At 67.0% G+C, this 18,703-nt stretch carries 17 protein-coding genes; 8 read left to right on the top strand and 9 right to left on the bottom strand.

Annotation, left to right across the window (positions count from 1 at the left end; translation table 11 throughout):
• Positions 1-17: 17 nt before the first annotated feature.
• Positions 18-1,739 (top strand): glycosyltransferase family 39 protein, encoded by a 1,722-nt coding sequence (locus tag N7590_RS02910; RefSeq protein ID WP_164241502.1) that lies wholly within the window; start codon positions 18-20, stop codon positions 1,737-1,739.
• Positions 1,740-1,749: 10 nt separating this feature from the next.
• Here the strand turns inward: N7590_RS02910 and N7590_RS02905 are convergent, their stop codons facing one another.
• Entirely contained in the window at positions 1,750-2,871 is a 1,122-nt protein-coding gene (locus N7590_RS02905) for a glycosyltransferase family 4 protein (RefSeq protein WP_279935133.1), read from the bottom strand.
• 46 nt (positions 2,872-2,917) lie between these two features.
• Positions 2,918-3,736, bottom strand: a complete 819-nt coding sequence (locus tag N7590_RS02900) for a glycosyltransferase family 2 protein (RefSeq protein ID WP_053510192.1) — start codon at positions 3,734-3,736, stop codon at positions 2,918-2,920.
• Here N7590_RS02900 and N7590_RS02895 point away from each other — a divergent pair.
• A complete protein-coding gene (locus N7590_RS02895; RefSeq protein ID WP_164241503.1) occupies positions 3,735-4,793 on the top strand; it encodes a CDP-glycerol glycerophosphotransferase family protein in 1,059 nt (352 codons plus the stop codon). The genes N7590_RS02900 and N7590_RS02895 overlap by 2 nt on opposite strands.
• A gap of 29 nt (positions 4,794-4,822) precedes the next feature.
• Here N7590_RS02895 and N7590_RS02890 read toward each other — a convergent pair whose 3' ends face one another.
• The 4 genes from N7590_RS02890 to N7590_RS02875 form a co-directional block, all read right to left on the bottom strand.
• Positions 4,823-6,361, bottom strand: a complete 1,539-nt coding sequence (locus N7590_RS02890; protein WP_164241504.1) for a PH domain-containing protein — start codon at positions 6,359-6,361, stop codon at positions 4,823-4,825.
• Positions 6,358-6,858 carry a PH domain-containing protein gene (locus N7590_RS02885; protein ID WP_049457916.1) on the bottom strand — a complete coding sequence of 167 codons (501 nt, stop codon included), beginning with the start codon at positions 6,856-6,858 and terminating at the stop codon, positions 6,358-6,360. The genes N7590_RS02890 and N7590_RS02885 overlap by 4 nt, the downstream gene beginning before the upstream one ends.
• A 75-nt stretch (positions 6,859-6,933) precedes the next feature.
• Entirely contained in the window at positions 6,934-8,067 is a 1,134-nt protein-coding gene (gene ribA, locus N7590_RS02880; protein WP_164241505.1) for a GTP cyclohydrolase II RibA, read from the bottom strand.
• 86 nt (positions 8,068-8,153) lie between these two features.
• A complete protein-coding gene (locus tag N7590_RS02875) occupies positions 8,154-9,074 on the bottom strand; it encodes a lauroyl acyltransferase (RefSeq protein WP_053510182.1) in 921 nt (306 codons plus the stop codon).
• A gap of 62 nt (positions 9,075-9,136) precedes the next feature.
• On the opposite strand from N7590_RS02875, the gene dtd reads away from it, so the two are divergent.
• The 6 genes from dtd to N7590_RS02845 all read left to right on the top strand — a co-directional run bounded on the left by dtd (position 9,137) and on the right by N7590_RS02845 (position 14,735).
• The gene (gene dtd, locus N7590_RS02870) at positions 9,137-9,577 is read left to right on the top strand and encodes a D-aminoacyl-tRNA deacylase (protein ID WP_006472318.1); all 441 of its coding nucleotides are present in this window, start codon (positions 9,137-9,139) and stop codon (positions 9,575-9,577) included.
• A gap of 90 nt (positions 9,578-9,667) precedes the next feature.
• Entirely contained in the window at positions 9,668-11,521 is a 1,854-nt protein-coding gene (gene rpoD / locus N7590_RS02865; RefSeq protein WP_053510180.1) for an RNA polymerase sigma factor RpoD, read from the top strand.
• A 292-nt stretch (positions 11,522-11,813) separates the two neighbouring features.
• Positions 11,814-13,214: a type II toxin-antitoxin system HipA family toxin YjjJ gene (gene yjjJ, locus N7590_RS02860; RefSeq protein WP_164241506.1), complete on the top strand. Its 1,401-nt coding sequence runs from the start codon at positions 11,814-11,816 to the stop codon at positions 13,212-13,214.
• A gap of 184 nt (positions 13,215-13,398) precedes the next feature.
• The gene (locus N7590_RS02855; RefSeq protein ID WP_053510178.1) at positions 13,399-13,710 is read left to right on the top strand and encodes a hypothetical protein; all 312 of its coding nucleotides are present in this window, start codon (positions 13,399-13,401) and stop codon (positions 13,708-13,710) included.
• A gap of 248 nt (positions 13,711-13,958) precedes the next feature.
• Positions 13,959-14,231: a hypothetical protein gene (locus N7590_RS02850; RefSeq protein WP_279935131.1), complete on the top strand. Its 273-nt coding sequence runs from the start codon at positions 13,959-13,961 to the stop codon at positions 14,229-14,231.
• Between the two features lie 156 nt (positions 14,232-14,387).
• A complete protein-coding gene (locus tag N7590_RS02845) occupies positions 14,388-14,735 on the top strand; it encodes a hypothetical protein (RefSeq protein ID WP_279935129.1) in 348 nt (115 codons plus the stop codon).
• 126 nt (positions 14,736-14,861) lie between these two features.
• On the opposite strand, the gene N7590_RS02840 is transcribed toward N7590_RS02845, so the two are convergent.
• The 3 genes from N7590_RS02840 to N7590_RS02830 are packed head-to-tail and all read right to left on the bottom strand — an operon-like array spanning position 14,862 to position 18,702.
• A complete protein-coding gene (locus N7590_RS02840) occupies positions 14,862-15,098 on the bottom strand; it encodes a hypothetical protein (RefSeq protein ID WP_279935127.1) in 237 nt (78 codons plus the stop codon).
• On the bottom strand, positions 15,095-15,730 hold the full coding sequence (locus N7590_RS02835; protein WP_279935126.1) for a hypothetical protein: 636 nt from the start codon (positions 15,728-15,730) through the stop codon (positions 15,095-15,097). Before N7590_RS02835 ends, N7590_RS02840 begins: the two co-directional genes overlap by 4 nt.
• A 53-nt stretch (positions 15,731-15,783) precedes the next feature.
• The gene (locus N7590_RS02830; RefSeq protein WP_279935125.1) at positions 15,784-18,702 is read right to left on the bottom strand and encodes a phage tail tape measure protein; all 2,919 of its coding nucleotides are present in this window, start codon (positions 18,700-18,702) and stop codon (positions 15,784-15,786) included.
• Position 18,703 lies beyond the last annotated feature (1 nt).

Raw genomic sequence — 18,703 nt, 5'->3', positions numbered from 1 at the left:
CTGCCGTTTCGAGTCCCATGCTGAAAACCCACGCGTCGCGACAGACGTGGCTGTTGGTGGTGATGGCCCTGCTGGTGCTGGGGGCCGGTCTCGGCCTTCGTGATCCATGGCCGTCGGACGAGCCACGCTTCGCGCTGGTGGCCAGGCAGATGGTCGACAGCGGCTACTGGTTGTTCCCGCACCGTGGGCTGGAACTCTACTCGGACAAGCCGCCGATGCTGATGTGGTGGCAGGCCACGCTGTACGGCCTGGTCGGCCACTGGCGCGTGGCCTTCCTGCTGCCTTCGCTGCTGGCCGCGCTGGGCACGCTGTGGTGCGTGGTGGATCTTGGCCGGCGCCTGTGGACACGGCGGGTCGGGCTGTACGCGGGCTGGGCGCTGCTGTTCGCGCTGCACTTCACCTTCCAGGCGAAGAAGGCACAGATCGACCCGCTGCTGGTGCTGTTCATCACGCTGGCCAACTACGGCCTGCTGCGCCACCTGTTGCTGGGCCCTGCCTGGCGCTGGTGGTGGCTGGGCTGGTTCTTTGCCGGCATCGGGGTGATCACCAAGGGTGTGGGCATGCTGGCCCTGCTGATGATCGTACCGGCCGCCCTGGCAGCGGCCCTGCACTGGCCACGCGTACGCCTGCATGCAGGTGATGTCCGCTTCTGGCTGGCGCCGCTGTGGTTTCTGCTGGCGGTGTCGCTGTGGCTGGCACCGATGATCATGGCCGCGCTGGCCACCGGCCTGGACCCCTACCGGGCCTATATGGACGACATCCTGTTCCGGCAGACCGCGCGGCGCTACATGCAGTCCTGGGACCATCACCAGCCGTGGTGGTACTTCCTGGCGATCATGCCATCGATGTGGATTCCCGCCTTCCTGCTGCTGCCCTGGGCGTTGCCTGCGTGGTGCCGCCGGCTGCGCCGCCGCGACCCGCGTTACCTGTTGCCGCTGGCCTGGTGGCTGCTGGTCGTGCTGTTCTTTTCCATTCCCCACGGCAAGCGCGATGTCTACATCCTGCCGGCCCTGCCGATGTTCTGCCTGGCGCTGGCACCGTTGTTGCCGGGGCTGCTGAAGCGGCGCGACGTGCAGGGCGTGCTGGGCGCCTTCGCCGCGTTGCTGGCCGCAGGATTGACGCTGATCGGGGCATTGGCGCTGCTGGGCGACCCCGGTTTCGAAATACGCCTCACCCATGGTCGCGGCCTGGCGCCTGGCGCTACCGACGCGCTGGCATGGACGGCGCTGGCGATGGGGATCTGGGGCGGCCTGAGCCTGTGGGCAAGCGGGCGCGGTCGCCGCCATCTGGCCGTGATCTCGACACTTGCGGGAATCTGGGTGCTGTATGGCGTGCTCGCCTATCCGCTGCTGAACGATTCCAGTTCGGCCCGTGGCCTGATGCGTGAGGTCGGCGCGCGCATCGGCCCGCAGGCCGAGCTGGGGCTGGTGGCATGGAAGGAGCAGAACCTGCTGATGGCCGATCGGCCTGCGGCAACCTTCGGTTTCGAAGACCGCTGGCACGAGCAGCTGCAGGCGGCCGTACGCTGGCAGCGGCTGTTTCCGCAACGACGCTGGCTGCTGGTGAACGAGGACGCCCTGCAGGCCTGCATCGATCGATCACGCGCGGAAATGGCCGGTGTTTCCAATCGCCGCCGCTGGTGGCTGGTGCCCGCTGATGCGGTGGCCGGCACCTGCAGGCCGACGGCAGCGGAGCTTGAGCACGAACGCCGGCTGCAGGGGCCCGGCGTAGCGGATTGAAGGCCGGCCCTCAGCGGCCGCCCAGTGCTGCCTCATAGCTGGCCAGCGTGGCATCGGCGAATGTCTGCAGGCCGAACTCCCGCTGCGCGTGGCGGCGGGCGGCATGGCCATGCCCGGGCAGTGCATCGCGTTGCGCGTACAGTGCCGCCACCTGTGCGGCGATGGCGTCGATGTCGCGGGTGGCGACCACCCAGCCGTCGACTCCTTGTTCGATGTTCTCGGGCAGGCCGGCGAAGTCGCTGACCAGCATCGGCTTGCCGCTGGCCATCATCTCGCGGCAGGCGAAGGAGATGGTCTCGATGTCGTGGGACAGCACGAAGCCGATATCGCCGGCCGCGATCAGCACGCGGGTATCGGCCAGCAGGCCGGTGAAGTGCACCTGCGCTGCGACGTCTCCCAGCCCCTGCACCTGTTCGTGCTGCTGCGCGCTGGGTAGGTGGCCCGCCACGGCCATGTGAACGCGGGGGCGGATCGCATCGGGCAGCCGTGCGATGGCCCGGGCCAGATCGATCCAGCCCTTGTAGTCGTCGGTGCCGGCATTGCTGACCAGCACCAGTGCCTCTGGGTCCTGGGTCCATTGCTGGCGCAGTGCGTGGCCGGCCCCGGCCGGTAGCGGCGAGTAGCGCTCCAGGTCGACGCCGTTGCGCACCACATCGATCGGGCAGCGCCGGTACGGACCCTGTTCCAGCAGGCGCTTGGTATCGGCCGAGACCGCGATCAGGCGATCGGTGGCCCAACGTGCGCGCAGCGCGTTTCCAAGGGTATCGGTACGTTTGCTGTTGTGCTTGGTCAGCAGGATCGGGGGGCGGCGCAGGCCGAACAGCGCCTGCATCACCACGCGATGGTCGCGTGCGCCGTTGACGTGGACCAGGTCGATGTTCTGTTCGTGGACCAGGCGGCGCAGCGCGCGCTGCTCGGCCAGCTGTTGCGGCAGGGTCGGCAGGCCGCTGCCGAAGTCGACCGGCAACGTGCTGGCAATGCCTTCATCGGCCACGGTACGCAGCAGGCGGCTGTCGGCTGGGGCTGCAACGTGGAGCGCGTGCCGGCCATGCAGGGCCCGCGCAAGGGAAACGATGTACGTCGTATGGCCGCCACCGTCGCCATAGTGGAAGTTGGTGTACAGGATTTTCATGGGGGGGGACCTTCGGGCAACGCGCGGCCAGTGTGACACAGGCCGTTCAGGACCGTTCCGCAGGCGCCGCCGGATCGGCCACCGCCTGGCCGTTGCCCAGCATCCACAGCATGATGGTCTTCTGCCGCACGTAGTTGGCACGCACATAGGCGTAGACCAGGCCGTGCCAGCCGTCGCGGAAGCCACCGCGGAACAGGAAGCCACGCCAGAATCGCCAGGCCGGAGCCAGCACCAGCTTGCCGAGCGTGGCGCGCTTGCCGCGTGCAAACTCGTGCTCGGCCATCATCCGGGCGTACTTCTCGGTCTTCGCCAGCTGCTGCTGCAGCGAGCGGTACGGGTAGTGGATCAGGTCCCCGTGCAGGGTGCCGACGCTGCCGTCAACGCTGGCCGCCTCGTGGATCTCGCGCTTGCCGCGCCAGCCACCGCGGCGGCGGTCGAACAGGCGCATCACCCGATCCGGGTAGGCGTTGCCATGGCGCAGGAACCTGCCGAAGTACTCCGACAGGCGCGCGAAGCGGTACCCAGCGTGGCCGGCGAAGCCGCCGTCGCGGGCCTGTTCGATGGCCGCGCGCAGTTCCGGACTGATGCGCTCGTCGGCATCCAGGCACAGCACCCAGTCATGGCTGGCCTGCTCGACGCAGAACGCCTTCTGGCTGCGGAACCCCTCGAACCGACGCTGCAGCACGCGGGCGCCGGCGGCCTCGGCAAGGGCCACGGTGGCATCGGTGGACTGCGAATCCACCACCACGATTTCATCGCAGAAGGCCAGCGAGGCCAGGCAGTCGCCGATGCGCCCGGCCTCGTTGAACGCGATAATGCACGCCGAGATGCGAGGCCGTTCGATGGGAGCGGTCGTGGAGGACATGATGGCCGGGTACCTGTTGTTTGCGACGGAGCGCTATGCGCTGCCTATTCTCGCCCCGTTGGCGCAGGCCTTGCACGCGTCGGGGCAGGACGTGGCCGCCTGGTTCGAGGGCGGCGCGGCCGGCAGCCACCTGCCCGGGGTGCCCAACATCGGCCTGAAGCAGGCCCTGGCGATGCGCCCGCGCGCGGTGTTCAGCGCCGCCAACTGGGTGCCGACCTTCCTGTCCGGGGCCAAGGTGCAGCTGTTCCATGGCTTCAACGTGGAGAAGCGCGACAGCGCCCGCGGCCACTTCCGGGTGCGCGGCATGTTCGACCTGTACTGCACGCAGGGCCCGGCCACCACGGCCCCGTTCCGGCAGATCGCCGCCCAGCAGGGCCACTTCGCGGTGGCCGAGACCGGTTGGCCGAAGCTGGACCCACTGTTCCGCGATGATGGCGGCGAGAGTGCCGCGCTGCGCGCGCCGGCCGCTGGTCGCCCGGTGATCCTGTTCGGTTCGACCTTCACCGAGCGCTTGAGCGCGGCCCCGCACCTGCACGCGCAGATCGCCGCCGACATCGCCGCCGGCGACCGTTACTGGCTGCTGACGCTGCACCCGAAGTGCGCGCTGGAACTGTTCGAGCGTTACCGCGCGCTGGCCGGTGCCAATGCCCGCTTCATCGAGCCGGAACAGGTGATGGCCGCGCAGCGCGCCGCCGACGTGCTGGTGTCGGACACCTCGTCGATCGTTTCGGAGTTCATCGTCCAGCACAAGCCGGTGGTGACCTTCCGCAACCGCGTGCCCAAGCCGCACATGATCGGTTTCGACGACCCGGCACAGCTGCCGGCGATGCTGCAGCGTGCGCTGCATCCGGACGCCGCGCTGCAGGCGGAGATCGTGCGCTACGCCGATGCCATCCATCCGTACCGCGATGGCCGCTCCAGCGAGCGGGTGATCGCCGCGACCGAGGATTTCCTGTCCGGCGAAATGGGCGCGCTGCGGCGCAAGCCGTTCGGCACCTGGCTGCGCGACCTGCAGATCCGCAAGGACCTGGGCTACTGGGGCCCGTCGCAGCGGTGATGCCTCGCTGACCCCGCTCGCGGTAGTGCTCACCAGCGCAGTTTGCGCCGTGCCAGCGCCGCCGCCAGCTGTTCCATCACCCGTTGTGCCTGTTCGTGTGGCAGGTAATGCAGGGTCAGTGCCACATCACCATGCGCACCAGCGGTATCCAGCTGCAGGCTGCTGGTGCCGAGCAGCTTGTCCAGCGGCGAGCGCTGCAGGCGCAGGCCCTGCACCTTGTCCAGCTCGGCCCAGCGCCACCAGCGCTTCCACCAGCCGCCGCGCACCGCCACGAAGTGATCGTCCAGGTACCAGCCCATGCGTGCCATCTGCCGATGCGCGATCAGCAGTGCGATCGGCATCCAGGCCAGCACCACCAATCCCCATGATCCCCACCGCCAGTACGCGGCGGCCGCCAGCAACGGCGCCAGCAGCAGTGCACCCAGGCACAGCCGCCACCAACCGCGCTGTGGAATCGACTGCCAGTGTGCCGGCGGCCACTGCAGCTGCGGCAGCAGGTGCTGCACCAGCTGCTCGCAACGCGTGCGTGATGCCAGCGGCGCCAGTTCGCGCAGGGCACGGTCCTCATCGCGCGAAGGCCCGCCGGCGGCGCTGTCGATGCGCAGCTGGCGCAGCCCGAACCAGCGATGCAGGGTGCTTTCGCGCAGGGTCCAGGCCTGGATGCGGCGACGCGCCACGCTGCTGCGGGTGCGGCTGAGCAGGCCGGCCGAGACGGTCAGGCGGCGCTCCTGCTCGCTGAGCGTGAAGCCGTGGTAGCGCAGCAGGGTCAGCACCACCGACAGCACGCGCAGCGCCAGCCAGCCCAGCAGGAGCGCAGTGCCCGCCAGAAGGAACGCGCCGGCCACGCCCGGGTGCAGGTGACTGGCGTAGCCGAACGCCTCGCGGCCGCCGCGCTGGAGGGCGTCATCCATCACCGGCCGTGGCACGGTCTGGAACAGCACGCCGACGGCGGCGATCGCCAGCGCCCAGCCCCGGTTGGATAGCAGGCCCATGCGCACCACGTCCCAGCTGGACAGGCGCAGCAGCACGTGTTCATTGCCGGTGTCGGCGATGTCGGCCACGGCAACCGCTTCGCTGGCCTGCGGCGCTTGCCCGCGCTGGCGCACCAGCCGCTCCAGGGCCAAGGCCTGGTCCAGCTTCAGCACCCGCATTTCCGCCTCCGGGCGCGCGCCACCGGCCGACTCCAGGCGTAGCTCGGCCACGCCGAACAGGCGGTGCAGCGGGTTCTGCCGCACTTCCACGTTGTGGATGCGGGCAAACGGGATCTCGCGGCGGTTGCGCGCAAGCAGGCCGCTGCGCACGGTGATTGCATCGTTGCCGATGCGGTAGCGGTAGCTCAGGTACTGCAGCACCGACACCAGCACCAGGACAGCAATGGCCGACAACGGGATCAGCTGGGCCCACATCGGATCGCGATCGCCGCGCTGGCCGAATACCAGCAGCGCGATCAGCGGCAGGAAGTAGTGGCGCAGCTGCATCAGCAGCACGAACAGCCACGACCACGGATGCAGGCGATGGTCTTCGCCACCGTCGGGCAGCGATGCGGGCAGGGGCGGCGGCAGGCTCACAGGGCGTCGGCGTCCTGGTCGAGCTGGTGCGAAAGGGTGTCGCGCAGGCGTTCGGCGTCGGCCTCGTCCAGGCCGCTGACGGTCACCGCGCTCATGCGCGTGCCGGCAGTGTGCACGATCAGCGTGGCCAGGCCGGCGCGGCGCTCCAGCGGCCCCCGGCGCAGGTCCAGGTGCTGCACGCGCGAAATGGGAATGCGGGTTTCCAGCTGCCACATCAGGTCGCGGCGCAGGCCCAGGCCCTGTGCATCCAGCCGCCAGCGCGTGCGGACCAGGCGACGATGGCCCAGCCACGCACCGAAGGCGATGCCGATCAGCAGCCCAAGGGCCGCAGTCCACAGCCCGCCGGGCAGATCGAAGAACCACGCCGCCGCCGCCAAGGGCAGGCCCGGCACGAACAGGCCGCCGAAGGCGCCTTCCAGTGCGGCCAGGCGGGCCGCGCGTTGCGGTAGTACCTGCCAGTCGGAGGCGGGTGGTGCAGGAATCGAGGCGTCGGTCACGCGGGCTCCGTCAGGCAGCAGGGCGGGCGGTGGCGGCCGTGGCCGCACCGCGCAGACGGTAGCAGGTCGGCCGCGTTACTGGGCAGCCTGGATCAGCGCGTCCACGTCCAGCATGTGACCCGCACGGTCGGCCTTGGTGCGCAGGTAGTGCTCGTTCTCGGCGGTGATCTCGCCGGTGACCGGAATGCAGTCCAGCACCTCGATGCCGGCATTGCGCAGGCGCTGCGCCTTGGTCGGGTTGTTGCTGAGCAGGGCCACGCGCGAGATGCCCAGGCCGCGCAGCATCGCCACTGCGCTGCCGTAGCGGCGTTCGTCGGCGCCGAAGCCCAGCTGCGCATCGGCATCGATGGTGTCCAGGCCGTCGTGCTGGTAGCCATACGCGCGCATCTTGGCCGCGATCCCGGTGCCACGACCTTCCTGGTCCAGGTACAGCAGCACGCCGCCACCCAGTTCCTTCAGCTTGCGCAGGCCGCGCCGCAGCTGGTCGCCGCAGTCGCACTTGAGTGAACCGAACAGGTCGCCGGTCAGGCACGAGGAATGCACGCGCACCGGCACCACTGCCGACAGGTCCGGCTCGCCGACGATGATCGCGACCTGGTCGCGCTGCGCCACGCCGCCGCGGAACACCGCGAAGGTGGTCATGCCAACGTCGCGCAGCGGGACCGGCGAGCGGGCCACCAGTTCGTAATCGTGGGCCGCATGGGCCGCGCCCTCGGCGAGGTCGCACAGGGCGACTTCGGCGGCACCGTCGAAGGTGGCGTCACCCGCGTCCAGGCGCACGGCCACCATTGCCGGCAGCAGCAGGCCGAGGCGGGCCAGTTCAACCGCGCCGGCATCGAAGGCGTCACCGGCGCTCCAGCCCTCCGGCATCGGGCCGGGCTCGCGCAGGTAGCCCAGCGAGGGCAGGGCATCGAAGGCGATGCCGGCCAGTGGCAGGCGTGCGCCTTCCGGAGCGTCCACGCCGAGTACGCGGGCGCGGGTGGCGGTCAGGAACAGGTAGTGGCGCTCGCGCGCGGCGCTGGCGAAGGCGGCAAAGCTGCTGGCGGTGGCACTGTCCAGCGCGATCACTGCCAGGCGTTGGCCCTGGCCATCGTGCAGCAGGACCGGGCGACCGGCGCGCAGTTCGGCCACCGCGCGTTCGCAGCGGATCGCGGCCGGATCGCCGAACAGGGAAGAAGCAGGCATGGCAGGACCGGGGGAGGCGGACATCGCAGTCTCTATGGGGGCGCCGGCGTCGTATTCAACGTGGTGCGGCCGCCGGTCGCAGGGACCGGTCGGACTCAGTGGGCTGGCCGCTAGTGGGGATGCTCTTCGGTAGCGTAGGGATCTTCCTCGCCACTGCCCGCCGGTCGCAGCGTATAGCGCTTGTACGTCCACTGGTACTGCGCGGGGTCGCGGCGGGCGATGCGTTCGATACCGGCATTGAGCGCGGTGGCGGCCACCTGCGGGTCCGGGTCGGCCACCGCCGGGTCGGTCGGCTCGATGTGCAGGGCGAATTCCATGTCCGGCCCGATGCGCTCGCACCAGCCGTACAGCACGGTGGCACCGGTGCGCTCGGCCAGGCGGTTGACCAGGGTCATGGTCAGCGCCTGCACGCCGAAGAACGGCACGAACACACCGTCGCCGGCCTTGGGCTGCTGGTCGGGCAGGATGCCGGTGGCACCGCCGTCCTTGAGCACCTTGAACAGCTGCCGCACGGCCGGGCCCTCGGCGCGCACCTGCTGCACGTTCTGGCCGCCGCGCACGATCTGCAGGAAAGCGTCGCTGGCCTCGTCCTCCGGCGGCTTGTAGACGATGGCGATCTGCCCGCGCGAGGCCAGCCACTGGTTGAGCAGCTCCCAGTTGCCGAAGTGCGGCGCAGCCACGATCACGCCCTTGCCGCTGGCCAGCGCCGCGTCGTACAGCGCTTCGCCATGGCGTTGCTTCAGGTGCAGGCGCAGGTTGTCGGCCGGCTTCTGGCTCCACAGGCGCAGGGTCTCGATGGCCTGCAGCGCGGTGGAGCGCAGCAGCTCGCGGTGCAGGTGGTCGCGCGCGGCGGCATCCAGTTCGGGGTAGGCCAGTTCCAGGTTGCGCCGGGTGACGCGGCTCTCACGGGCGTTGAGACTGATCCACGCCCACGCCAGGGCGCGCGCGGCACCCCGCAGCAGCGGCCAGGGCAGGCGGGCGAACAGGGTGGTGGCGCGGTAGACCAGCCGGGCTTTGCGTTGCGGATTCATCGGCGCCAGTTTAGCCAAGGGCGCTGCTATCGTGGCCGGCCCTGTTCATTCGGAAGCCCGCGATGCTCGTCCTGATCCAACGTGTCAGCCAGGCCGCCGTGCATGTCGACGACGAAGCGGTCGGGCAGATCGGCCCCGGCCTGCTGGCGCTGGTCGGCATGGAGCCCGGCGATACCGAGGCCCAGCTGCAGCGGATGGCCGAGCGCCTGCTGGGCTACCGGGTGTTCGCCGACGAGGCCGGGAAGATGAACCGGTCGCTGCGTGACACCGGCGGCGGCCTGTTGCTGGTCAGCCAGTTCACCCTGGCCGCCGACACCCGCTCGGGCATGCGGCCGAGCTTCACCAGCGCGGCGCCGCCGGACGAGGCTGAACGCGGGTTCAACCGTTTTGTCGGGATCTGTCGTGAAAATCACGCGCCGGGGGTGGAAACGGGCCGATTTGGTGCCCATATGGTCGTCAGCCTGGTCAATGACGGTCCCGTGACCTTCCTTCTCAGGCCCTGAGCCTGCGGGACCACCGCCCGGCAGGCGGGGCCCCGGGCTGGTATAATGCTACGTTCCCTATTTCTCCCTAGCCGGTGGCGCGAGCACTACATGGCCAACGAACGTCCTGCCCAATCCGAAATCAAGCAACTGATCAGCAAGGGCCTGGAACAGGGCTACCTGACCTACGCCGAAGTCAATGACCATCTGCCGGACGACATGGTCGACCCGGAACAGATTGAAGACATCATCGGCATGATCAACGGCATGGGCATCGATGTCCATGAAGTTGCGCCGGATGTGGAAACCCTGCTTCTCAACGACGGCAACACCGGTAACCGCGAAGTCGATGACACCGCGGCCGAAGAAGCCGCCGCCGCGCTGAGCGCGCTCGACACCGAAGGTGGCCGTACCACCGACCCGGTGCGCATGTACATGCGCGAAATGGGCACCGTCGAGCTGCTGACCCGCGAAGGCGAAATCGCCATTGCCAAGCGCATCGAGGAAGGCCTTTCGCAGGTGCAGGCCGCCCTGGGCCAGTTCCCGGTGTCGGTCGAGTCGCTGCTGAACGACTATGAAGCCCACAAGGAAGGCAAGAAGCGCCTGGCCGAAGTGATCGTCGGCTTCAACGACCTTACGGACGAAGTGCCTGCGCCGGCCGCTGCCGCGTCCGACGACGGCGACGATGCCGACGCCGATGGCGACGAGGACGAGGACGATGATGTCGAGGGTGGCGAGGAAGAAGCCGCACCGACCGGTCCGGACCCGGAGGAAGTCGCCGCGCGCATGCAGGCGCTGAGCGATGCCTTCACTGCCTTCAAGAAGGCGGCGACCAAGGGCGACAAGAAGAACCTGCCGCGCCTGCGCGAAGAGATGTCGGCGGTGTTCGTCACCCTGAAGCTGCCGCTGCCGCTGACCGACGTGCTGACCAAGCAGCTGCGCGACACCATGGCCGACATCAAGTCGCATGAGCGCCGCGTGCTGAACCTGGCCACCGTTACCGCCCGCATGCCGCGCAAGGACTTCATCCGTTCCTGGGAAGGCAACCAGACCAACCTGGAATGGGTGGAAGATGCACTGAAGCGCAAGCAGAAGTGGTCTTCGGCGCTGCGTGAAGTGAAGGACCAGATCATTGCCGAACAGCAGGCGACGATCGACATCGAGAAGCTGACCCAGCTGGACCTGGAAGAGCTGAAGGAAATCAGCCGTGCCATGGCCTACGGTGAAGCCAAGGCGCGCAAGGCCAAGAAGGAAATGGTCGAGGCCAACCTGCGCCTGGTGATCTCGATCGCCAAGAAGTACACCAACCGCGGCCTGCAGTTCCTCGACCTGATCCAGGAAGGCAACATCGGCCTGATGAAGGCCGTGGACAAGTTCGAGTACCGCCGCGGTTACAAGTTCTCGACCTACGCCACCTGGTGGATCCGCCAGGCGATCACCCGCTCGATTGCCGACCAGGCACGCACCATCCGTATCCCGGTGCACATGATCGAGACGATCAACAAGTTGAACCGCATTTCCCGCCAGATGCTCCAGCAGTACGGCCGCGAGGCCACGCCGGAGGAGCTGGCCAAGGAAATGGACATGCCGGAAGACAAGATCCGCAAGGTGATGAAGATCGCCAAGGAGCCGATCTCGATGGAAACCCCGATCGGCGACGACGAGGATTCCCATCTGGGCGACTTCATCGAGGACACCAACGTGGAGTCCCCGATCGAGAACACCACCAACATCAACCTGTCTGAAACCGTGCGCGATGTGCTGGCCGGCCTCACCCCGAGGGAAGCCAAGGTGCTGCGCATGCGCTTCGGCATCGATATGAACACCGATCACACGCTGGAAGAGGTCGGCAAGCAGTTCGACGTGACCCGCGAGCGCATCCGCCAGATCGAAGCGAAGGCCCTGCGCAAGCTGCGTCACCCGAGCCGCTCGGAGCAGCTGCGCAGCTTCCTGGATATCGACTGATAGCCAGGTAGTGCCGAGCCCATGCTCGGCAACTGCTTCAGTCAAGAAGAACCCCGCTTCGGCGGGGTTTTTCTTTGGGTGGGCAGGGCCACGCCCCGCGAAGGTAGCGCAGAGCCATGCCCGGTGGATTTTCTGAAGAATTCGTAATTTTTACGTAACACTATTTCTGATAAATACCGCTGCTGTCCTCTTGAAAACCTTTGAAAAACAGCAGATTTGATACTGATTCCAGCTTGCAGTCCGCTTTTTTTTGCGATAAATACGTAACACTATTCGTCTCCAAGGCCCGTCCATGGCCCGCCGCGCACTCCTGCAGCCCCAGGACCTGATCGCCCAGCTGCCCCCCGGCCAGCCACAACCGGCGGCCGCGCTGGCCGAGCGCCTGGGCGTAAATCGCATGACCCTCAGCCGCCTGGTCGCGGCCAGCGGCGATCAGGTCGTGCGGCTGGGGCAGACGCGTGCCACCGCCTACGCCCTGCGCCAGCCTTCGCGCGTGGGCAGCGAATGGCCGCTGTACCGCCTGCGCGAGGACGCCACGCTGGAAGAGCTGGGCCGGCTGATCGCGCTCAGTGGCGACACCTTCCACCTGGACGCCAGCCGCGCGCGGCCCAACCTGTTGCGCACACCGGAGGGCGACATTGCCGCGTTCTTCCCGGGCCTGCCGTGGTACCTCGATGACCTGCGTCCGCAGGGCTTCCTCGGCCGCAGCTTCGCGCATGGCCGTGCGCGCGGCCTGGGTCTGCCCGCGGACCTGACGCGCTGGCAGCGCGACGACGTGCTGGTGGCGCTGGTGCATGGTGGCGGAACCGAGACCGGCGACCTGCTGCTGGGCGGTGAGGCCGTACAGGCGGCCTTGGCGGCGCTGGATGCACCGCCCGATCGGGTGGCTGCGCGCGACCGCCCGCAGCAGTACCCGCAACGGGCTCGTGCCGCATTGGCCGGCGAGGACGTGGGTTCGTCGCCTGGCGGCGAGCAGCCCAAGTTCACCGCCACCGTGGAAAGCGACGGCGGGCGCCGCGCGGTGATCGTGAAGTTCGCCCAGCCCGATGGCGGGGAGGCCGCACAGCGCTGGGCCGACCTGCTGGTGTGCGAACACCTCGCGCTGGAAATCCTGCGCGCCGCCGGCGTGGACGCAGCGAGCAGCGAGTTGCTGCAGACACCCACGCATACCTTCCTGGAAGTGACGCGCTTCGACCGCAGCGCCGATGTGCTGGGGCGGCGAGGTTTTGTTTCGCTGCTGTCGCTTTCGGCTGCGTTTACGGGTGAGGCGACTGCGGAGTGGCCGCGCGCGGGTGCGCTGCTGCAGGCGGCGGGTTGGCTGTCTGCCGAAACCGTGCAGGTCATGGCGCGGCTGCATGCGTTTGGGCGGTTGATCGGTAACGGCGACATGCATCAGGGCAACATCGGTTTCCACTTCGTGGACCGTGGTCCGCTGCCATTGGCGCCGGCCTACGACATGTTGCCGATGTCGTTGGCGCCTTCGCGGCTGGGCGTGCTGCGGCAGGATGCGCCGTTGGACGCGGTTGCACCGCGTGAGAGCGGCGAGCTTGAACATCTGCGCTGGGCCGCGCCGCTGGCGAGCGAGTTCTGGGAGCGCGTTGCGGGGGATGCGCGGGTGGGGTCGGATGGATTACGCGCGCTGGCGCGGGGGAATGTCGAGGGCGTGAGGGCAATGGGGGCGCGGTTCGGGTGATTTCGCGCTGTGTCGCATCTGCCGTTTGAATTCTCCTCGCGACAGCCTCACGCTGGCCGGGCAGATGCTCAACACATCGCGTAGGCGGGCCGGATCTTCACCGGCACCGATGCAGACAGGCAGCAGGCCATGCACACCACGTGCTGCCTGCTGCACGGATCCCCTATGCATCTGGAGTTACGCCATGAATGTTGTCAAGCACGAAATACCTGATCCCCTGCAAGCCGACTTCCCGCCGCTGCTGGATTGGGAGGAAGTAGAGCAGGACGAGCGCGAGGATCGGCTGGGTTTCGCCCGTCGCACGACGCAGGCGCTTCTGACGCGGTCTGGTGCGCAACTGGTTGAGGGTTTTGGTGGTTGCAACCAGCCCGGGCTGGAAGGGGCCAGAAGGACGGTTGCGTTGTACCAGGCGCATCTTCGGCAGATGCAGCACTTCGCGGAGATTGCGGAAGTGCGGCTGGAGCGGGTGGCCAAGGCGCTGGCGGTTGACGTCTGAGTAGCCGGGCAGGGGCGCGCTCCACTACACTGTGACGCTTCGCAGGGCCTATAGCTCAACGGTTAGAGCAGGGGACTCATAATCCGGTTACGCCGGGATTCCCTTCTTTTCATTAGCGCGCAGAATGCCTCAAAAATACGCTATTTGAAGCGTATTCTCGGGGCTGTCAGTCATCTATGGTCGTTAGAAATTTCCAGGCTTTTCCGGCACTGTTACACCGAACTTACACCGACACCTAGGGGCAACCGATGAGCAACTACGAGCAGAAAGAAGCTGGCGCGATAATGGCAATGAAAGCGCTTCTCGCGGCAATTTTGGCGAAGTCCACCGAGAACGACAGCGATCAGGTGGCATCTATCGCCGCGCTCGTTGATTCGTGCTCTCAGAAAATGCAAGAAGGCGCCTCTGCCACGACGGGCAAGACTCCCGATGCATTTGACATCAATGTCTATCTCCAGGGATCTCAGGAAACGCTTGATTTCATCAAGAAGGCTGCTGGCTACTTCGCAGCCGGCCACTGAGTAAGCGATTCGGAGTCACCCTTGCCGCTAAGGACGGACTGAATGACGCTCATCACGTGTGGAGAATGTGGGAAGTCGGTCAGCGACCAAGCAGAGGCTTGTCCGCATTGCGGTGCACCGACGATCAGTCGCAAGGAGCGCAGGACGCGTCGGGTCATGTGGGGCATCGTCCTGGTGCTGGGCCTGCCGGTGGTCCTGTTCTTCGGGTCAGCTGTGGTCGCCGGCATCGCCGAGGGCGTGAGCGGCGGTCCTTCAGCAGCAGCCGACCGTGCCTACACCGGGAAGCTGCGCGGCAACGGCATCGAATGGGAGCTGACCTATGCCTCATCGCCTGCTGGTGGGCAATGCGACGGCTGGTACGCGGTCTCGGTCCAGAAGCCTGGCGACCCGGCCTCGGGCATGAGGGATCTCATGTGCTGGCGTAGTGCCGGTGACCAGATCGAGATGAACACGGCCACGGGGGAGGGCCGGCGCACGGACCCTCGGTCCAACTACGTGGATTGACGATGCCGCCCCTGAGCCAGGGGCGGTACCGGTCGCTTCACGCCAACCACAAAGCGTAGCGACTGCCGATGTTGTTACGGACACCTCCGGCTGGTCCGGCGCGGCCCATCAAACCGCGCGGAGCATTCAGTGGTGCCTGGGCCTACCGGCCGGCGGCATCGGGGTCGGCGGTGCCTCGCGCTTCTCCATCACGCAGATGTCGAAGAGCCCGGACACGTACTCGTCGCATCTGCCGTCCGTCCAGTCAGCGCCCATGACCGCGGTCACGGCGCGTCGGCGGATGCTCTCGGTGCTCTCGTCGTCCTGGATATCCACGCCCGGCGCCATGCGGGCGGCATCGATGATCAGGCGGGTCCGGCTCATGCGTGCCACCCCGCGTGTGCGGCAGCCCGTGCTTCATCGAGGTCGACGCCGAGGTTGTCGATGTGGATGTCGGGACGCCCCACGAGCGCCCCCCGATTCCTCTGGGACCGATGACTGAGCGCAAGCAGTCGCCTCACCACGTCCGGCTTTGCACCCGTCTTGGGCAGGCCTGCGCTGTGGGCGAGGCCCAAGGCCTGGAACACCTCGACGTATGCGTCCTGAACGCTGTCAAGTGAGCACTCCAGCTCCTGAGCCCTCTCTTCCGCGCGCGCGATGCTGGCCTCCAGCTTCTCCTGCAGACCGGGCAGCGCCTCGCTGGCCTCCTTGACGGCCATCTCCTGCCTGATCCTGTGCAGGCTGTCGTGGATCGACCTCACGCGGTCCCGATCGACCGAGAGCCGGTCGAATTCTTGCTGCAGCTCGGCCACCTCTTCGTGGGTGCCGCTGGCCAGGGCCTTCTTGTAGACGGGACCATGGTTGCTACTGCGCGGGCCGGCGACAGCGATCTCTGACCAACGTGTATTGATGCTCGCCATCTCTGGCGCAAGCTTCAGCAACAGCAGCTTGGCCTCCGTTGAGGTGAGGGGCGTGCCGCGGTTCATCTCCGCACGGATCTCTTCGATAATGCTCATGTGGTCTCCTGATGGATGATGGGCGCCGAGGGCCCGGCGCCATAAATGGTCTATTAGCGGTACTTCATCGAGCGCAAGACGCCGCCATCGCGCATGTCCTTCAACTGTAGTTCTCGATACTTCGTCTCTGCGATTCGCCCCATCGCTTGCCCGAACTGCTGCAGTGCCGGGCTGTCTGCCTGGACATCGGAGTTGCCATTTCCGTCGATGGTGATCGACACATGGACAGGGGCTGGTACGTTCGATGCGGTCCCGCCACTTGACGCTGCTGGTGCCGCCGGGATGACGTTGCCGTCGTTGCCCGGGATCAAATACGTCCTGCCCCTCTGTTGGAACAACTCCGGCCGGCCGCCTTCGCCCACTTCGTAAAGCGTCGAACCACGCACGGGGCCACCATTGGCCCTGCCGCCGCCGAAGTTGGAAAAGTTGTTGCCGAACCCGCCAATAGAGCCTGCGCCGGTGCCGTTGCCCGTGTAGTTGCCAGCGCCGGCACCGCCACCCCATGCGCCAGCCACCGCATTGATGATGCCCACCGCCGCCTGCTTCGCGGCGATGCGTGCCAGATCCGCAACGATGGCGTTGGCCATGTCGCGGAACGACAGCTTTCCTGTCTGTGCGAACCGCACCCAGGCATCCTCCCAGCCGCTCAGTGCGGTGGTCATCACTGAGCCCGCCTGGTCGTAGGCATTGGCTGCTGCGAAGGCATAGTCCTTCCAGGCGTGGGAGAACCCGAGGCGCCAGTTGGTCAGTGCTGCCATCCGGTACTGCTGGTAGTCGCGTTCGACGTTCAACGAGTCGGCCAGACTGGCCTTCAGGGCTGCCGTGTCCTGAGCGTACTGAGCCTGGCGCACCGCCATTGCCTCTGCACTCAGCGTGTTGCGATCTCGGTTATAGGCCTTGTCCAGCTTCTCCTGTTCGTCCAGATACTGGCGCTCGATGTCCAGCTTGCGCTGCATCACTTGGGTCTCATCCGTCCCCAAGCCGAGGCCCATCAGGTCGATGGCCGCTTGCTTCTTTCGCTGGCTCTCCAGCTGCGCCAGGCGTTCGGTGAGGGCGATGCTCGCCTGCATCCCTCGCTGGCGTTCCACCTCAGCCTCTGCCTGAGCGTCGGTCGCCTGCAGTTGCGGCACCAGCGCCTGCAACAGGCTCCGGGATGCCGCTGTCATTGTGTTGGTCTTGTCGGCCAACATCTGCCGCGCCTGGATCACCATGCGATCGCTGGCTGTCACCTTGCTGCCGCTCTCGGCCAGCTGCTGGTTCGCCGAGATCTGGCGCTGGATGTTGGCGATGAAGGCCTGGGTCGAGGTATCGTCGGCGTTCTTCCTGCCGACACCCTCTTGGCGATTGAAGCGCTTGTCCACCTCCGCCTCAGCGTTGGCGATCAGCCGCTGCATCGACCCGTCGAAGTGCCGGGCATCGTTGTCGGCCAGCTTGTTGTAGTCCGCGATGATCTTGTTTCGTGCGAGGAGCTTGGCCGAAACACGGTCCAGGCCGGCGAGCTGCAGGCTGATGGAATCGGAGGCGGCCGCGGCCTCAGCCTTGGCTGCCGCTTGGACGTCGATCACCTCTCGCTCTTGACGCCGCTTGCGCTCTTCAGCCCACTCCTTGTCCTGCATGTTCATTCGCTCGCCGAGCAGGCGGGAAACCTCGGCGCGGGCCTTCATGTAGCGTTCGGACTGCAGCGGATCACCGAACGTGGTGGCACGGACGTTGTGCAGGTTCCAGATGGCCTCTTGAAGGCGCTGCTCGATGTCGGTGCGTCCGATGTTCTTGAATGCCTGGATCGTGTCGAGGATCTCCCCCTTGACCCCTCGCCACGCTCTCTCCAGCGTGCCGGCGGATTCCCGCATGCTGCGCACGCGGTCGTTCTGGGCACGCTCCAGCTCCACCAGTGCGAGCTGCAGTGCGGCCGTTTCGCCCTTCTCGCTTCGCACCGCCTCAATGTGGTTGAAGCTGGCGACGGTCAGGAATCCGTATTGCCGATTGAGCTTTGCCAGCGCATCCGTGCCGCCGTCAGCGAGGTCCATGATGCTGGAGGTGACGCTGGCGATCGACTGCCCAGTGAGGGACGCGATGCTGGTAGCCGCGGAGGCAATGCTGGCGGCATTGTCGCTGAGTACCCTCCCGCTCTGGATCACCTGGTTGATGGCCGAGGACGCGCCTTGGTAGTCCCCGGTCATCCGGCCAATCTCATTCCTGGCATTGGAGAGGCTGCCGGTCAGTGCCCCGGCGGATCCACCCATGCCGATGAGGAGGCGGTCAAGGTCGCGCATCTCCATGTAGCCCTTGGCAGCTGCCACGCCGATTGCGGCGATAGCGGCTACCGTGCCACCGACCGCAACGCCGGTCGCGGTGAACGCACCCCCCAGTGCTCCCGTTCGGGCGGTGAGCGAGGTGATGGATGACTGAGCGCTCATCACGTCGCCGCTGGCCAGGCTGCGGAGCAGCGTGGCGATGCTCTGCTGGGTCTCGATGGTGTGGAGGTTGAGCCTCCCGAGGGATCCACCCAGTACGCCGGACGACCGCGAAACCTCGAGTGTCTTCGCGCGGGTCATATCCAACATGTTCTGGTACTGCTGCCACACCTGCGGCTGCAGCAGCCCAAGATCGCGCGCACGGGCCAGTTTGTCCTCCTGTTCGGCCAGCCTGTTCAGCGCAGCGACCGTCGGATTGATCTGCCCCAACAGCTTCTGCAGGTTCAGCTCACGGGCCTCGGTCGCGGTTGCCGCCTGCCGTGTGGCCAGCCCAGCCCTCTGCTCGATCCGCTCCATCTCCTGCACGCGAGCGTTGATCTTGGCCTGCTCGTTGGCCCAGTAAGACGCCGTCTTGCTGGCACCCTTCTGCGATTTTTCCAAGCGCTCGGCAGCGGTGCCGGCCTTCTCAGCGGCTGCCGCGTTGTCGTCCAGCGCCTTCGTGCCTTCGACCAGACCGCTCGAGTCCACGCGATAGCCAAGTTCGGCGATATCAACCATG

The organism is Stenotrophomonas sp. GD04024 (assembly GCF_029837545.1).
GTDB classification, from domain to species: Bacteria; Pseudomonadota; Gammaproteobacteria; order Xanthomonadales; family Xanthomonadaceae; genus Stenotrophomonas; species Stenotrophomonas forensis.
This window is presented reverse-complemented; position numbering and strand designations above follow the sequence as displayed.

Excerpts from the sequence above, each read along its gene's own strand:
- N7590_RS02835 (WP_279935126.1), bottom strand. The coding sequence starts at position 15,730 with ATGAGCATTATCGAAGAGATCCGTGCGGAGATGAACCGCGGCACGCCC.
- N7590_RS02875 (WP_053510182.1), bottom strand. The coding sequence starts at position 9,074 with ATGAATCCGCAACGCAAAGCCCGGCTGGTCTACCGCGCCACCACCCTG.
- N7590_RS02895 (WP_164241503.1), top strand. The coding sequence starts at position 3,735 with ATGATGGCCGGGTACCTGTTGTTTGCGACGGAGCGCTATGCGCTGCCT.
- N7590_RS02905 (WP_279935133.1), bottom strand. The coding sequence starts at position 2,871 with ATGAAAATCCTGTACACCAACTTCCACTATGGCGACGGTGGCGGCCAT.
- N7590_RS02910 (WP_164241502.1), top strand. The coding sequence starts at position 18 with ATGCTGAAAACCCACGCGTCGCGACAGACGTGGCTGTTGGTGGTGATG.
- rpoD (WP_053510180.1), top strand. The coding sequence starts at position 9,668 with ATGGCCAACGAACGTCCTGCCCAATCCGAAATCAAGCAACTGATCAGC.
- yjjJ (WP_164241506.1), top strand. The coding sequence starts at position 11,814 with ATGGCCCGCCGCGCACTCCTGCAGCCCCAGGACCTGATCGCCCAGCTG.
- dtd (WP_006472318.1), top strand. The coding sequence starts at position 9,137 with ATGCTCGTCCTGATCCAACGTGTCAGCCAGGCCGCCGTGCATGTCGAC.
- N7590_RS02850 (WP_279935131.1), top strand. The coding sequence starts at position 13,959 with ATGAGCAACTACGAGCAGAAAGAAGCTGGCGCGATAATGGCAATGAAA.
- N7590_RS02855 (WP_053510178.1), top strand. The coding sequence starts at position 13,399 with ATGAATGTTGTCAAGCACGAAATACCTGATCCCCTGCAAGCCGACTTC.
- N7590_RS02900 (WP_053510192.1), bottom strand. The coding sequence starts at position 3,736 with ATGTCCTCCACGACCGCTCCCATCGAACGGCCTCGCATCTCGGCGTGC.
- ribA (WP_164241505.1), bottom strand. The coding sequence starts at position 8,067 with ATGTCCGCCTCCCCCGGTCCTGCCATGCCTGCTTCTTCCCTGTTCGGC.
- N7590_RS02830 (WP_279935125.1), bottom strand. The coding sequence starts at position 18,702 with ATGGTTGATATCGCCGAACTTGGCTATCGCGTGGACTCGAGCGGTCTG.
- N7590_RS02845 (WP_279935129.1), top strand. The coding sequence starts at position 14,388 with ATGTGGGGCATCGTCCTGGTGCTGGGCCTGCCGGTGGTCCTGTTCTTC.
- N7590_RS02840 (WP_279935127.1), bottom strand. The coding sequence starts at position 15,098 with ATGAGCCGGACCCGCCTGATCATCGATGCCGCCCGCATGGCGCCGGGC.